At 65.9% G+C, this 14,732-nt stretch carries 15 protein-coding genes; 7 read left to right on the top strand and 8 right to left on the bottom strand.

What is annotated here, in order from left to right:
- Positions 1-18 precede the first annotated feature (18 nt).
- The 4 genes from AWB94_RS00355 to AWB94_RS00370 are packed head-to-tail and all read left to right on the top strand — an operon-like array spanning position 19 to position 2,550.
- Positions 19-462 (top strand): hypothetical protein, encoded by a 444-nt coding sequence (locus AWB94_RS00355; RefSeq protein WP_062655187.1) that lies wholly within the window; start codon positions 19-21, stop codon positions 460-462.
- A gap of 3 nt (positions 463-465) precedes the next feature.
- Positions 466-1,461, top strand: a complete 996-nt coding sequence (locus AWB94_RS00360; protein ID WP_062655188.1) for a fumarylacetoacetate hydrolase family protein — start codon at positions 466-468, stop codon at positions 1,459-1,461.
- Positions 1,461-2,102 carry a TetR/AcrR family transcriptional regulator gene (locus AWB94_RS00365; RefSeq protein ID WP_062655189.1) on the top strand — a complete coding sequence of 214 codons (642 nt, stop codon included), beginning with the start codon at positions 1,461-1,463 and terminating at the stop codon, positions 2,100-2,102. The genes AWB94_RS00360 and AWB94_RS00365 overlap by 1 nt, the downstream gene beginning before the upstream one ends.
- Positions 2,103-2,130: 28 nt before the next feature.
- Positions 2,131-2,550: a nuclear transport factor 2 family protein gene (locus AWB94_RS00370; RefSeq protein WP_062655190.1), complete on the top strand. Its 420-nt coding sequence runs from the start codon at positions 2,131-2,133 to the stop codon at positions 2,548-2,550.
- 48 nt (positions 2,551-2,598) lie between these two features.
- Here AWB94_RS00370 and AWB94_RS00375 read toward each other — a convergent pair whose 3' ends face one another.
- Genes AWB94_RS00375 through AWB94_RS00405 form a run of 7 tightly spaced genes read right to left on the bottom strand, consistent with a single transcriptional unit; the run spans position 2,599 to position 11,493 of the window.
- Positions 2,599-3,015, bottom strand: a complete 417-nt coding sequence (locus AWB94_RS00375; protein ID WP_062655191.1) for a hypothetical protein — start codon at positions 3,013-3,015, stop codon at positions 2,599-2,601.
- A gap of 34 nt (positions 3,016-3,049) precedes the next feature.
- Positions 3,050-4,663: a bifunctional 3-(3-hydroxy-phenyl)propionate/3-hydroxycinnamic acid hydroxylase gene (locus AWB94_RS00380; protein WP_062655192.1), complete on the bottom strand. Its 1,614-nt coding sequence runs from the start codon at positions 4,661-4,663 to the stop codon at positions 3,050-3,052.
- Positions 4,664-4,723: 60 nt separating this feature from the next.
- Positions 4,724-5,914 carry a cytochrome P450 gene (locus tag AWB94_RS00385; protein WP_062655193.1) on the bottom strand — a complete coding sequence of 397 codons (1,191 nt, stop codon included), beginning with the start codon at positions 5,912-5,914 and terminating at the stop codon, positions 4,724-4,726.
- A gap of 11 nt (positions 5,915-5,925) precedes the next feature.
- Positions 5,926-7,548, bottom strand: a complete 1,623-nt coding sequence (gene mhpA, locus AWB94_RS00390; RefSeq protein WP_084395008.1) for a bifunctional 3-(3-hydroxy-phenyl)propionate/3-hydroxycinnamic acid hydroxylase MhpA — start codon at positions 7,546-7,548, stop codon at positions 5,926-5,928.
- On the bottom strand, positions 7,545-9,431 hold the full coding sequence (locus tag AWB94_RS00395; protein ID WP_062655194.1) for an acyl-CoA synthetase: 1,887 nt from the start codon (positions 9,429-9,431) through the stop codon (positions 7,545-7,547). The genes mhpA and AWB94_RS00395 overlap by 4 nt, the downstream gene beginning before the upstream one ends.
- Positions 9,428-10,366 carry a fumarylacetoacetate hydrolase family protein gene (locus AWB94_RS00400; RefSeq protein ID WP_062655195.1) on the bottom strand — a complete coding sequence of 313 codons (939 nt, stop codon included), beginning with the start codon at positions 10,364-10,366 and terminating at the stop codon, positions 9,428-9,430. The genes AWB94_RS00395 and AWB94_RS00400 overlap by 4 nt, the downstream gene beginning before the upstream one ends.
- Entirely contained in the window at positions 10,363-11,493 is a 1,131-nt protein-coding gene (locus AWB94_RS00405) for a VOC family protein (RefSeq protein ID WP_409365954.1), read from the bottom strand. Before AWB94_RS00405 ends, AWB94_RS00400 begins: the two co-directional genes overlap by 4 nt.
- Positions 11,494-11,613: 120 nt before the next feature.
- On the opposite strand from AWB94_RS00405, the gene AWB94_RS00410 reads away from it, so the two are divergent.
- Positions 11,614-12,339: a TetR/AcrR family transcriptional regulator gene (locus tag AWB94_RS00410; protein WP_062655197.1), complete on the top strand. Its 726-nt coding sequence runs from the start codon at positions 11,614-11,616 to the stop codon at positions 12,337-12,339.
- Positions 12,340-12,489: 150 nt separating this feature from the next.
- Positions 12,490-12,687, top strand: coding sequence for a ferredoxin (locus AWB94_RS00415; protein ID WP_062655290.1), 198 nt, complete (start codon positions 12,490-12,492; stop codon positions 12,685-12,687).
- A gap of 76 nt (positions 12,688-12,763) precedes the next feature.
- Here the strand turns inward: AWB94_RS00415 and AWB94_RS00420 are convergent, their stop codons facing one another.
- Positions 12,764-13,444, bottom strand: a complete 681-nt coding sequence (locus AWB94_RS00420) for a TetR/AcrR family transcriptional regulator (RefSeq protein ID WP_234811550.1) — start codon at positions 13,442-13,444, stop codon at positions 12,764-12,766.
- Positions 13,445-13,583: 139 nt separating this feature from the next.
- On the opposite strand from AWB94_RS00420, the gene AWB94_RS00425 reads away from it, so the two are divergent.
- Positions 13,584-14,711 carry an MBL fold metallo-hydrolase gene (locus AWB94_RS00425; protein ID WP_165605274.1) on the top strand — a complete coding sequence of 376 codons (1,128 nt, stop codon included), beginning with the start codon at positions 13,584-13,586 and terminating at the stop codon, positions 14,709-14,711.
- Positions 14,712-14,732: the final 21 nt, after the last annotated feature.

Below are 14,732 nucleotides of genomic sequence, written 5' to 3' on the forward strand. Positions count from 1 at the left end.
ATAGATTGGCGATGGGGCATGGTGGCTGCGATTCAGGTGCTCGTCACCCTTGCGGTGCTCTCCTTCGCGGTGGTGGCGGTGGCGGCTGACCTGAACCGAACGCACGCGACCAATCCGCGCTGGGTGGGGCACGCGAGGTTTCATGTGGTGTGGCAGGCCGCCACCCATGTCGGGATCGGTGTGTTGGCGGTGGTGCTGACATGGGCGCCGTTGGGGCCGAGAGGACTCCGGGTCGGCGTGGCGGTGGTGATCGCGGCCGTAGTGCTGGCGGGGTTTTTCGTGGCAATGGCCGCGATGCGGTCCTACGGTGGACAGCTCGCCGACCCGAACGGGTACCGCCCGGTGCTGATCAGCATCGCGGGTCGCCGCAGAGTGCTGGACAAGAACGTTGCCTTGTTCGTGGGAGCCGCGCTGATGCTCTCGGCGGCAGTGGTGTTGATCGTGATCAATGGGGGTGTGTGAAGGGTGAGACTGGCCACCGTGCGGCGCAGCGGCGCTGACCGACTCATCGCCGATGCCGTTGACGGGCAACCCTTTATCGATGTGGGAGCAGCCTTGGGCGATGACGCGGTCACGATGGGGACCTTGATCGACCTGCAGCAGACGGCTCGCGGCGACCTGATGAGGCGCGTACGTGCCGCGCCACCGCAGTGCCGGGTCGGCGATGGTGAGCGGCTGGAATGGCTGCCGCCGGTGCCGCAGCCTTCCAAGATCGTGGGGGTGGCGCTGAACAACGAGGTGTTCAACCATCTGGCGGCGCGTCCCATGACCGCGCCGATGTATTTTCTGGCGCCATCGACCTCGATGGTGGGTCACGGCGGGGCGATCGAGCTGTGCACCGACTGGGGGGTGGTGCATCCCGAGCCCGAGCTGGCTGCGGTGATCGGTGCGCGGGTGCGGCGGGCATCCCCCGAGGAGGCGTTGGCGGCGGTGTTCGGGTACACGATCGTCAACGACCTCACCTCCCCGGGTATCAAATCGCAGGACAGTGTGGAACTGGTGATGCCACCGGGCGTCCCGGTCGACGAGCCGTGGCGTATCCGGCGCGGTGACGACGATCGTTCGTTGTATCTGACCTATCACGCCCGATCCAAGGGCAGCGACACGTTCACCCCGATCGGGCCGTGGGTCACATTGCGTGACGATGTCGATGATCCCAACGCGTTGGAGGTGCGCGGCTACCTCGACGACGAGCTGGTGTTGCAGGATTCCACGGCCAATCTGACGTTTCCGGTGCAGGAGGTGCTGGCGCATCTTTCGGAGTCGATGACGTTGCTACCCGGCGATATCGTGCATTTCGGAACGGCGGCACGGCCGGCGGCACCGGAGCGGTTTCCGACCATCCGCAGCATCGACTTGAACCGTTACGGTGCGCGGGTCTCGGTGGAGATCGATGGTATCGGCCGGCTGGACAACGTGATTGAGCGCCACGGCCAGCGGTCGACGGGGGAGGGATTGTGATGGCCGATGGGCGGTCAGCGGTCGCCGACGGCCGCCGAGCGCGTGGCGCGGCGTCGCGCGCGGTGATCTTGCAGGCCGCGACCACGTTGTTCTGCACCCGCGGCTACGCCGGCACCGGGATGTCGGCGATCGCCACTGCCGCAGGGGTGCACACCGGCTCGATCTATCACGCCTTCGGCAGCAAACAGGGTTTGCTCGACGCGGTCATCGACGGTGTCGCCGACGCCACGTTCGGCGCCATCGAGAGCGTCGCGTTCGATCCCGCCGCGTCGGTGCGCACCCGCCTGGAGACCACCGCACGGGTGCTGGTCGGCCATCCCGACTTTCTGCGGTTGTTCTTGCTGTTGGCGTTGGAGAAAGGCGACGACGACGGGGTCCGGGCAACGGTGGAACGCATCCGCGCCCGCGCCCGTCACGTGGTAGCCGATGCCCTTGCACCGGTGCTGGAGACGCTCGCGCCTGACGTGCGGGTGGTCGCTACCGAGCTGGCCGGCCGTATCGCGTTGATCTTGCTCGACGGGGTGTTCGTGTCCTACCAACTCGACAGTGAGAACGCCGATCTCGACCAGACGTTGTCGCTGGTGTCCGCGATGGCGGAGTTGGCATTGGCTGCTTTGCCCGACCTCGTGACCGCAATCTGAGCGCGAGAGCGCACTGAAAGGTACCGCCATGATCGACCCCGCCACCCGTACGGCAATCGAGGAGCTGATCGTGGACTTCGCCTGGCGTATCGATCACCAGCAGGGCCACGGCGTGGAGGAGCTGTTCCACGATGACGGTGAGTACGTCCTGTTCGGGTATCCGGTGCAGGGCCGTGCGGCGATCAAAGCGCTGTACGCGCATCGCCGCAGCAGTGGTGCACGGACGTCGCGGCACTTGTTCAGCAATGTGCACATCACCGCCGCCGACGACGCCACGATCCACGCTGTCAGCGTGCTGACGTTGCATGCCGCCGACGGTCTCCCGCCGCTGCCGCTGCCAGCGCTGATGATCGCCGACTACGACGACGTGATCAGCCGCGGTCCGGATGGCCGCTGGCGCTTTGCGCGCAGAACCACCACGGTGCTGTTTCAGGCCACCGACAGCTGACGTCTGCGGCACGGGCCTCACGGCTCCCGACGTCCAACATTGCGATGCTTATCGCCGTACCTCGCCAAGAGTGCGGCCGCCGCCGCGGCGGGTGCGTGCGGTCTGGATCGCGGCGGCGATCCCTCCGACGGTGAACACACCGGCGACCGCGACTCCGGCACGGCGCATCCCGTCCGGCAAATCAGCGGTCGTGGCGAACGCCGCGGTGTCCCATGCATCGATGACGACACCCGCGACCAGAAGCGGGACGACCGCGCGCGGTGACCATGCCTGTGCCGCGACGACACTGCCGCCGACGTAGATCTCGCGGATCCCGAACGTACGACTGGCCGCCCGGGTGGTGGGCAGTGCAGCATCGCGACCGGCAAGGGTCGTGTGCGCGCGGGTGGGAGCGATCATGTAAGCCACCCCGATCGCGGCACGGGCGATACCGATCAAGGTGGACATACGGACGGAGTTGATCATCGGGGGCTCCTGGGACGAGTTGATGGCGGTGCCGCTAACCAGCTGATCGGTCGAGTGTGCGAACGGGGGCGCCTGTCGCGTGTTCGGACTGGGCGAACATCGGCGCGCCGATTTCGTGGCCGTATGTGGTTGCGGCGTAGACGTATCGGTCGGGCCGCACCACGAGGTAATTGACGTCGTGGGCGACCATGGCATCCCACAGTTGTCCGGTTGGGTCACCGAGTTCGTCACCCTGTACCACCGAGGTCCCGGGACGGATCGTCAGAAATCGCGCACCGAGGCGTTCCCATGCCCGCGCTGAGCTTTCATGCATCGTGTCTCGGGGATCGGCGTCCAGACCGAGGATCGTCCACCCTTGTCCGAGAGCGTCGTCGATGTATGTCGATGCGGCACCGGGCAATGCAACGCGCGCCGGCGTGACGAGGTATCCGACCATGCCGTTGGCGCGGTGCGCAGGCAGACATCCCGGCCCCAGTGGTGTCGGTGCGCCGATGCGGCGCACCAACGCGGCCATCACGCCAGGAATCCGGGTAGCTGTCCGCAGGACCTTGTCGCGTAGCCAGGCAATCGACGGGCGTTGGGTCATCACGATCTTGCCGAATGTCACAGCCCGCTGCGTCATTGCGTCATGGTGGGGTTCACGTTCTGATTGATACGTATCGAGCAGGGCATCGCTGGCCCGGCCGCGGACAACGGCGTCGAGCTTCCACACCACGTTGGCGGCGTCACGGAATGCACCCGAAATGCCCTGGCCGGCAAAGGGAGGCATGACATGTGCGGCGTCGCCCAGGAGTAGGACTCGTCCCACCCGCCACCGTTGTGCCTTGCGCACATGGAAGGTGTAACACCACGTCCGAGCGATCTCGATGTGGTCGGGGGTAACCCCTTCGACGGCCAGCATGCGCCAGATGTTGTCTTCGCTGAGCATGGCGTCGGCGTCTTCGCCGGGATTGATGCGCCATTCCCACCGGTAGTACCCGCCCGGGCAGGGACACCTGACGCCGGGGCGCTCCGGGGAGCAGACGAAATCGAAGTGGGGCGGACGGTGCAGCGGGCGTTTGACCCGCGCTTGCACATCCATCCACTGTTCGGCGTACGAGGTACCCGCGAAAGCAATGCCGAGTTGTTTGCGCAGTGAGCTGCTGCCGCCGTCGCAGGCGAGGACGTAACGGCCGCTGACGTGTACCGACTGCTCTTGTTCGTCGGTCAACTCCAACGTCACGACGTGTGCGCCCTGCCCGACCAGGGACGCGGTCCACCCCGCCCGGACTTCCACACAGGGGAAGCGCTTCAGGCCCTCGCGCAGCGCGTGTTCGAGCGCGGGCTGATGAAAGAAATTGGCCAGCGAGTATCCGGTGTACGTGGTCGGCGCGGAGGGGGTGGAGAGAAAGGGCTTTCCGTCCATGCCCACGAACCGAGCAGTGATGCCGAGGTGCATGTGCGCAGTGACCTCGTCGATCAGCCCGAGTCCCCGAATCACCCGCAACGCTTCATCATCGAGAGCGATGGCTCGCTGGCGATCGAAGATCGCCAAGTCACGTTCGACGACGAGGGTGCGCAAACCCAGCGCGCCGGCGGCGTTGGCTGCGGCGGCTCCGGCAGGACCGAATCCGACGATGATGACGTCGTAGACCTCCGACTCAGGCATGGCTGCAATCCTTTCCGTTCCGCTGTTGGTAGCGCCGCACCTCGTCGGTCACCTTGACCTTCATGCCGCGATGAGCCGGATCGGCAACCGGTCGTGGCGGTGGATGATGTTGTTGATTCCCCATGTCGGCTCGGAGGCCACCTCGATGCGGTCGACGCGCTCGATCAGCGCCTTGAGCATCGCCGTGGTCTCCAGCCGGGCCAGGCCTTGACCGGCACAGGCGTGCGCACCGCTACCGAACCCGACATGGCGGCCGGCGTCGTTGCGGATATCGAAGACGTCGGGAGCGTCCCATTCGCGTTCGTCGCGGTTGGCCGAGGCGTAGAGCACCAACACCCGGGAGCCCGCAGGCAGGGCCACATCGGAGATGACGCCCGCTCGCGCAGTCTTGCGGGTGAAGGCCCGTAGTGGTGATTCATAGCGCACGACCTCGTTGATGGCGTTGGGGAGGAGCGAGGGGTCGCCTTTGAGCAGCTGCCACTGTTCGGGGTGGGTGGCGAACAGATACATCGCACTGGAAATGGCGCTGATCGTGGTGTCCAGTGATGGGGCGATGTAATCGATGAGTAGCGGCGGAACTTCGTCGACGGCGAGGGTGCCCTCGTCGACGGCGGTCAGCAGTTCGTGGGCCATGCTGCCGGGCAGCACATTGCGTTCCCGCACGACGCGGCGGGCGAAGCGCAGCATGTGCAGGCTGCGCGGCAGAGCTCTGATCGACTGCAGGTTCGCTGGTCCGAGGATGTCGAATGTGGCTGCAGCCCAGTCGAGTAGGTGGGTGCGTTGATCGCTGGGCCACCCGACCAGATCGGGCACGATAGCCAACGGCAGGGCCGTGGCGATATCGGCGACCGCATCCACCGTCGTGCGCGAGACGGCATCTTCGACGATGGAACGCGCCTGAGCGTCGACCACGTCACCCAGGCTGCGTAGGGCTCGTGGCATCAACCGGTGAGCGACGAGTTTGCGGCGACGGTCGTGCTCGGCACCGTCGCTGTTGAGCGTGGTGCCGCGCGAGAGTCGATTGATCAGTGGGTTGGCCGCAACACCGTGGCCGGAGAGGAATAGGTCATCATCGCGCAAGGTGGCTTTGCACTCGCTGTATCGCGGCAGGGCGTAGAGACGGTGGCGGGCCAGCCACACGACGGGCCCGAGCTCGCGCATCGCACGGTAGTGGGGGTAGGGGTCGAGAATGGCTGACCGACTGTAGATGTCGGGCCGGTACACCGGCACGGCCGACGGGCGACGAAGCACGCGGATGATTCCTAATCGTGGTGAACGACGCCGGCGGACGGCGAGGTTGGTGGGCTGATCGGCCGGGTGTGGCCGTTGGACGAGACCGTTGGGCGGTGGTCGAGTAGGAAGAGCGGGACGCCGTGGCACACTGCGGTGAGGTCACGGTCGGCGACCATCACGGTGCGGTCGGGTCTGACCACTGCGGCCTTGACGTAATGACGGCGCAGCCAGCGATCCAGCTCAGATCCGGCGGTGGCGTGGACGGTGCGAGCGCCGCGCGCGGTGACGATCTCCTGCTGCGCGACGGTCAGCGCAACGCGAGTGATGACGCCGAACCGGGCGCCGAGCTGATCGTCGAGACGAACACCATTGTCCAGCAGTGTATTCGGACACAAGTGTCCGGCGATCCCGCGTGTGCGCGGGGAGCGCCGGAGCACGGCCGACGATCGAAGGGGCGGGGTGCGCGAGTCGGTGACCTTCGCACGCAGTCCCGGCACCGCATGCAGGTGGGGCAACACCACGGAGCGCGCGGTTGCGCCGATCCGGCCCCCGGCGGTCATCGCACGTCCGACGTTGAGCGCCAGCGAGATCATGTGGCGTGAGTGCGGTCGGCGCTCGGCTTGGTAACTATCGAGCACGCTGGGTGGGAGATCCCGGTGGTGGACGCCGGCGATCTTCCAGGCCAGGTTCATCGCGTCGCGTAACCCGGCGCCCATGCCCTGCCCGATGAACGGCGGGGTGAGGTGGGCGGCATCGCCCAGCAGGAAGACGTTGCCGTGCCGCCAGCGGTCGGCGAGCTGGGCGCGGAAGGTGTACTCGGCGACGCGGATCACCCGAAGGTCGGCGTCGTCGACGTCCCGCGTCCACGGGGCGATCAGCGGGCGCAGGTCGGTCAGGGTGGCATAGTCGTCGACCGTTTCACGGTCCAGGAGCCGGAATTCCCACCGGTAGCGGGTGGGTCCGATACGCATGTAGGTGCCCGCGCGGTGGGAGTCGCAGAGCTGGTGCACGCCTTCCCACTGCTGCAGATCGGCGTCGGTCGCGATGTCGATCACCAGCCAGCGCTGGTCGAACTTCAGGTTGCGCATCGATGCACCGATTGCGCTGCGGACCATGCTGTTCGCACCGTCGCAGCCGAGCACGAAATCGGCGGTGATCTCCGAGTGTTCCCCGGTCGAGCGATCACGCAAGGTCAGGCGCAACGGCCGGGCATCCGACGGCACGGCGAGGTGGAGCACCTCGGTGTCACCGCGCAGGCGCGCACGCGGGTACCGGGTCAGGTTGGCGCGCAACAGCTCCTCGAGTTGGGGTTGATCGAACATGCTGGCCGCCGGAAAACCGTTGCGGGTCAAGCCGGTATCGCGGTCGAACTGGGCCAGTACCGCCATGTCGCGATCGATGAGCCGCAGGCCGTGGGCCGGACGGGAAATCTGGGCGAACTCGCCGGCGATCCCCAGTCGGGCCAGGATGCGGTAGACCTCGTCGTCGAGGTGAACAGCGCGCGGCTGCGGATACACCTGCGGCCAGCGATCCAGCACCAGGGTGTCCACACCGTACTGAGCCAGCAGGGTGGCCGCTGTGATGCCGGTGGGCCCGCCGCCGACGATGGCGACCGGAACATGTTCGGTCCGTGAGGTATTCGATCGAGTCATGTCTGGTTGATCTCGTGGTTCACCGAGAACGACTTCACCACCCGTTCCACGGCGGCGCGGTCGGCGTCCGGCCCGAGGGTGAGTACGACGGTGGGCAGCCCGGCACTGACCTGGCCCACGATCTGCACCACCCCGGGCTCGTCCGCAAGGGCTTCGGTGAGCGCGTGTTCGGCGGCGGTGGCGCGCAGCGGAACCTTGTAGGGCTTGCCCACGTCGGTGACCGGTATCGCGTCGATGACGGTGACCGTCTTGGGTGCCGCGGCGCGTTCGCTGATCCGGTCGCCGGCGAATGCGGTCAATTCGTCACCGGTCACGGTCGCACCCGGTCGCAGCGTGACGAATCCGACAGGGACTTCGCCGGAATGGGCGTCGGGTCGTGCCACTGCTGCTGCGGCGGTGACGTCGGGATGAGCGAGCAACGCGTCCTCGATCACCGCGGGGTCGATGTTGTGCCCACCGCGGATGATGAGGTCTTTGGCCCGTCCTGCCAGGTAGACGAAACCGTCGTCGTCGATGCTGGCCAGGTCGCCGGTGTCGAGCCACCCGTCGCGCAGGGCGCCACGACCGTCGAGCACGTAGCCGTCATCGTCGCGCCCGGTGACGTAGCCGGGAAAGACAGTCGGTCCACTGATGGCCAGTGTGCCGATCTGACCGGTCGAAACCTCCTGCCAGGTGCCGTCGTCGCCAACCTCGACGACCTTGAGCCGTTGGTAGGGCATGCGTTGACCGACCGAACCGGGCCGAGGGTGATCGGGGAAACTGCGCGCGCTGGCGCAGGTCGCCTCGGTGAGCCCGTACCCTTCGACCAAGTCCACCCCGGTGGCGTTGCGGAAGTCCAGGCGCACGGTGTCCGGCAAGGCCGAGGCACCCGACACCGCGGAAGTCAGTGTGGAGATGTCGGCGTCGACGGGGATGCTGGCCAACACTGCATACACGGTGGGCACGGCGCTCATCGCCGCCAGTCGGTAGTGCGCCACGATGCGCCAAAAGTTCTGGTACAGGCCCATATCGCGGTAGCCCAGCGGCCCCGCCCACACCACGGGCTGGCCGCGCAGCAATGGGGCCAGCAGGGTGACGATCAGAGCGTTGACGTGAAACAGCGGCAGCGCGGCGAAGACCACCGCGTCCTCGTCGAGGTCGGCGCTGACGGCGACCATCCAGGCGTCGGCGACCTCGTTACCGTGGGTGTGTGCGGCCAGCTTCGGTGTGCCGGTGGTGCCGCCGGTGTGGAACAGCGCGGCCAACTGGGCCGGATCGGCCTGCCCACCGTCGAGCGGTCGCGGGTCCTGTTCGGCGGCCAGCGCCGACAGATAGGCCACCGTGACGCCGGGCAGAGCCGGAAGCGGACCAGGCGCATCGTCTGCCAGCGTGGGACGCAGCAGCAACACGGTATCCACCAGGCCGGCCTCGGCCAGCGCGGCGGCCCGCTCCACACCAGCGGGGTCGAGTTCGGGCGCGGCGGTGATCAGTACCCGGGCTCCTGAGAGTCGAGCCAATTCGGCGACGTGCCCGCCGGACAACGATCCGTTGATGGGTACCGCGATACCGGCGGCCTGAGCCGCCAGGGTGGCGGTGATCAATTCATCGCAGTTCGGACTGATCAGCAACACTGCGTCGGATCGGCCGATACCACACTGCTGCAATGCTTTTGCCGCTCGTGTCACGTCGTCCGCAAGTTCACCGAACGTCCGACGCACGTTTCTCTCGTAGTTGGTCCCGTCCGGCAGGACGGTGATCGCGGTGCGGTCCGGCCACAATCGTGCGGCGCGCAGGACGACGCCGTAAGTGGACGCCGGCAGTCCGCGACTTTCCAGTGGAACCTGTTCGATGGCAGGCAGATCTCGCGGTGATCGGGCGACAGGCCACAGCGTGTCGATGCTCATGCGTGCCGCACCGTCAGCCGCTGCGTGCCCAGGTCCAGGACACCGTCATCGGTGGCGATCGAGGCCTCGACGATGTCGCCGTGCTGCAGGTACTTCGGGTTCTTGGCCTGCCGGGAGAAGAATGCCTTCCACTTGACCGCAGGGGGCAGCAGGTTGCCGATCATCTCGATCGGTTTGGGCGGGGCGGTCAATGCGGTGCCGGCCGGGGTTCCGGTGAGGATGAGATCGCCGGCCGCCAGGTCCTGGAACCTCGTCAGCGACTGCAGAGCCTGCAGCGGGCGGTACAGCATGTCCCCCTCGACAACCGCGTTCTGGCGCTCGTCGCCGCCGACGCTCAGCCGTAGCCGCAAGTCGCCGAACCGGGCCAGTTCGGCGCTGTCCAGCAGCACCAGCGCAGGCCCCACCGGGGTGAAGGTCGGGTAGGACTTGGCCTCGTAGAACTGGGTCTGCGGCAACTGGATGTCGCGGGCCGAGACATCGTTGGTGATCGTCAGACCGGCGATGACATCGGCAAGGTTCGCATCGGTGATCGCGGTGCCGACCGGGACGTCCCGCCCGATGACCAGGCCGATCTCGATCTCGTAATCCAGCAGGCCGACGTGTGCGGGTCGCACGATGTCATCGAAGGGGCCGCTGATCGAGGCCGACGACTTGCGGAAGAACGTCAGCGGAACGGTTTTCGGATCCATGCCGGAATCGCGGACGTGGGATTCGAAGTTGGTCATCTGGGCGATCACCCGGCACGGGGCAGTGACCGGCGACAGCAGCGCCAACTCGTCGACGGCGACGGAACCCTCGGCAGCCGCGGCGTCCTCGATGGCCGCACGGTCAGCGAGCAGCTCGCTGGTGGTGGTGGCAGTTGTGGAGATTCTGGCAGCGCCGGTGGGTGTCTGCGCCCACCAAGCGTCTTTCGTGCGTAGGACGGAAATGGTCACGAAGCAGCAACTTTCAGTAGGCCGATGAGGCGGTTGAGGTCGAACTCGTTGTCGCCGCGCAGCGCGGTCAGCATCGAGGACACTTGATGTCGCGCGGCGCGCGGGCTGGCGTCGAGGAAGTCCTTCGTGGCCGGCGGCCCCCACTGCGCCAGCCCAGATGCGGTGAACGGGGCCCAGCCGGGTTCGAGGGTGTTGTCGAACACGTCACCGTCGGCGAAATGCTCGACCAGAAACCCGTCGGGGTCGCGCCAGTAGTCGAACAGTTGGCTGCCCTGAATGTGCCTGCCGATTCCCCACGAGCGGAAATACCCGCGCTCGCGTAGGTATTCGCCCCCGGCCGCCAGGGCGTCGAGGTCGCTGACCTCGTAGGCCGAGTGAATGTAGCGGTTGGCCGGTCCGAGCGCCAACGCGAGGGTGTGATGGTCGGCCGGTTCGCTGCCACGGTCGCAGCGGATGAAGCTCATCGCCGGTCCCCGGTCACGCTGGCCGGGAAAGAACAGGAAATCGCTGACGATCATCCCGAACATGTCCAGATACCAGTTCAGTGTTCTCAGGTACGTCGTGGACTGCAACACCACATGACCCAGCCGCTGCACGCGGGCGGGTACTCGTGGCGGCCGCACCGTCGCATTGATCCGGGTGTCGGCGTTTCCCGTGTTACGCACCTGAGGTTCCTGCGCGGGCTGGGCGGGCAGGGTGTGTAGCCCGGCGACGACGGTGACCGCCGTGCCGCTGGGTTCGGTCAGTTGAACCCCCACTCCGCCAACGGATTCGGGAAGCGGCTGCAAGCGCGCGCCCGTCTTGTCGGCCAGGCGGAGCACGTCGACCTCGTCGGCGGCGCGCAACGCCAGCCCGGAGAAGCGGGTGCGCTGACCACGCCGCAGGATCACGCACGGCGCTCCGGCCGCGGTGCCGCGCAGATGTAGCTCTTGGGGGTCACGCAATGCGATACCGAACCCGAAGGCGCGGGCGAATGCCTCGGCGCGGACGAGGTCGGGCTTGTCGAACTCCAGCCAGGCGATGTCGGCGACGCGGATGATCGGATCCCGCGAGCGGCCGGGATGTTCACCGCGCAGCGCCCCCTGCTCACTGTGCAGGCCGCTGTGCCTGTCGGTCTGCCGTGTCACCGTCCGTGCCACATCGCACCCCTCAACCAGTAGTTGATGAAATCGTCACATGCGACTAGACGCTCAGTCAAGCATCTTGACGAAATCCTCAAGATTGACTCGAACTGGTAATATCGCCGCATGGATCTGCCTGAGCGCAGTGTCGCCGATTCGGCGAAACCGCCGGTAAACCGCCTTGAGCGGCGCAAGCTGCGTACCCGCAACGCATTGGTGCGTGCGGCGCAAGGCTTCATCGCCCAGGGCAAACTGGGTGTGCCGATCCTGGAGATCACCCAAGCGGCCGATGTCGGTATGGGGTCCTTCTACAACCACTTCTCGACCAAGGAGGAGTTGTTCGAGGCCGCCGTGACCGATGCACTCGACGATCTCGGCGCCATACTCGACAGCCTCACTGGATCCATTTCGGACCCGGCCGAGGCCTTTGCCGCCAACTATCGCTTGAGCGGGCGACTGTTCCGCTACCGCCCGCAAGAGGCGGCCTTGCTGCTCGCGCATGGCGATTCGTTGATCTTGTCGAATCGCGGCTTGTCGCCGAGGGCGCTGCGCGATATCACCGCGGCGATCGGTCAAAAGCGGTTCACGATCGCCGACCCCGAACTGGGCTTGGCCATCGCCGGGGGCATGTTCGTCGGCTTGGTCACCCTCCTGCGGGAGCGGCCCGAACGTGACACCGAAGCCACCGTCGACCTGGTGACCGAACGTCTACTGAGGACGCTGGGCATGACTCCGAAGCAGGCCGAAATAATCTGCCGCAAGCCGCTACCCGACATCTCGTCGCTGCGCGACTCGCCGAACGATTGGCCGGTCCCGATGGCGCCCGGCGTGGTTGCACACAAGCCCGACTGATGGTCGCTGGGCACAGTCACACCACCGCCGCAGGGCTAGGTGAGTTTTTCCGCATTTATGAGGAAATCGTCAGAATTCGTTGACGTGGCGGCACGGGGCATGTGATCGTCGAAGCACAGTCCCGTTCCCCGCTGTGAGGTGAGCAGTCACATGAAGATCCAGATCAACCGCGACCGATGCGAAGGTCATGGTCAATGCATCGCCGTCGCCCCGGATATCTTCGATCTCGATGATGAGGGCATCGCCATTCTGCTGACATCCGAATCCGTTTCCGAAGGCCTGGCCGGCCAAGCCGCGGCGGCAGCGGAAGTCTGTCCTGTCGCGGCCCTGATGCTGGATGCGGATTGAGGGGGGAGGGCCCTGGAACCGGGCAGGTGATCCACTCGGTGTCGTTGGCAGTTCCGTGGCGGCGGACCTACCGGACCTACTTCGCCACCGCCGCCCGCCCGCGCTGGGTGCGCCGGTTCGCCGGGGACGAGGGGATGGTGACGGTCTGCAGTGCTTCGAATGCCGTTCGCAATGTGATGGTTTCGCCGTCGAAGCGACGATGGATGTTGAGACCTAGAGTCAGCGCCCGCAGGGCGGTGGCGGCGTCAACGGGGCTCACGCCTTCCGATACCAGCCTGTGGCGGGCGAGGTAGTCGGCGTAGAGATCGCGGATTCGCCGGTGGCCCTCTGCGAACGCCACAGCTACAGGCCCTGCTTCGGTCACGGCTTCGAGCGCGAGTGTGCCGAAGATGCGGAACCGCTCGTCGCTGAGCACCACTGATTGTGCATTGAGCACCGCATCCCAACCGTGCGGTCCCGGCGAGTCGAAAACAGCGGAGATGTTGTCCGTCAGCAGATCGAACGCACTGTTCACGACGGCGACGATCAGCCCCTCCTTGGATCCGAAGTGCCAACTGATGGAGCCGCGGCTGATACCGGCGCGTTCGGCGACCGCCTGCACCGTGGTTGCTCGTGATCCCCCTTCGGCGAGCAACTCCCATGCGGCAGCCAACAGCCGTGCGCGGCTTTCGGCGCTGATCTCGGCTTGACGGCTCATCGGACAACCATAACTGAGGCAATACCGTTGTCCGATCGTTGGACGATCATCCAACTCCAATACCTCCGTGGCATGCGGCGCAGTGATGTGACGGCCGAAGCGGCAAGCAAGCTCGCTCTATGCCGTACGTCCAATGTTATGCTGTGCGTGCTGGGCCGCCTTTCGGTTACGCCCAGCTTCGCCCCGGCACCTCTTGTCCATGAGCGCGGAAGCGGGCGTAAACGAAACGCCCAGCGAGGAGTTCGATGTGGTTCGACCCCCTTCGGAGAGCACGACGATCAGGAGGTGGCAGAAGTTGGCACTGTCGGGCGGGGCGGCGCTCGGTGCCGCTGCCCTGCTGGCAGGGGTTATCGTGTATCTGAACCGAGAGTGGTTGATCGAGCGCGCCATTCGTGAGCAGCTGACCGAGCAGTCGGGTCATGGGTTTGTCAGCGATCCCGGGCTGCTGCGGGTCCTGTTGTGTGGAACGGGTTCTCCCGAGCTCAGCGCGGCGAAGGCGCAGGCGTGCACGCTCGTATCGGTCGGCGGCAGGATGTTCGTATTCGATGCCGGGGAGGGTGCGGCCAAGTCTCTTGCCGACTCCGGTGTCGCACTCGACGAGATCGAGAGGGTGTTTCTCACCCACTTCCATTCCGATCATTTCAACGGTCTCGGTGCGCTGATCAATCAGGGCTGGATCTGGGGACGATCGCAGCCCCTTGACGTGATGGGGCCGGCGGGCACCGTCGAAGTGGTCAGAGCGATCAACGACGCATACGCGATCGACAATGCGTTCCGAATCGCAAACATGCCCGAACTGGAGTCGAATAGAAGTGCAGCCCAAGCACATCCCATGGAGATTGCGGTTCCACAGAATGTTCGCTCGGCTCGGGTCTATGACGAGGGCGGCATCACCATCGACGCCCACCTGGTCGTGCACGATCCGGTCAAACCGGCGTTCGGCTACGTAATCCAGTACCAGGGCAAGAAGGTATTCGTCAGCGGGGACACAGAGGTCAGTCCGCTGAACATGCCGGCGATGCAGAACGCCGATCTCGTTGTGCACGAGGCATACGCGTCCCATCTGGTTCGCCGGGCAATTCCGATCATGCGCGAGATGGGCATGGACTATGACGCCGAGGTTGCGGAGCGGACCATTGCCTACCACGCTGACACGATTGCGTTGGCCAAGCAGGCTCAGCAGGCCGGTGTCAAGCATGTGGTGCTCACGCATTTGACTCCGTACCCAGATAGCGCGATCAAACGCTACCTGTTCACCCACGGGATGGCCGACTACTACTCGGGCACCGTGACGGTGGGCAAAGACGGGATGGTCATCGCCGTCTGACGTCAAAGTACCGGCTTGCAG

Origin of the sequence: Mycolicibacterium canariasense, assembly GCF_002101555.1 — a bacterium.
GTDB classification, from domain to species: Bacteria; Actinomycetota; Actinomycetes; order Mycobacteriales; family Mycobacteriaceae; genus Mycobacterium; species Mycobacterium canariasense.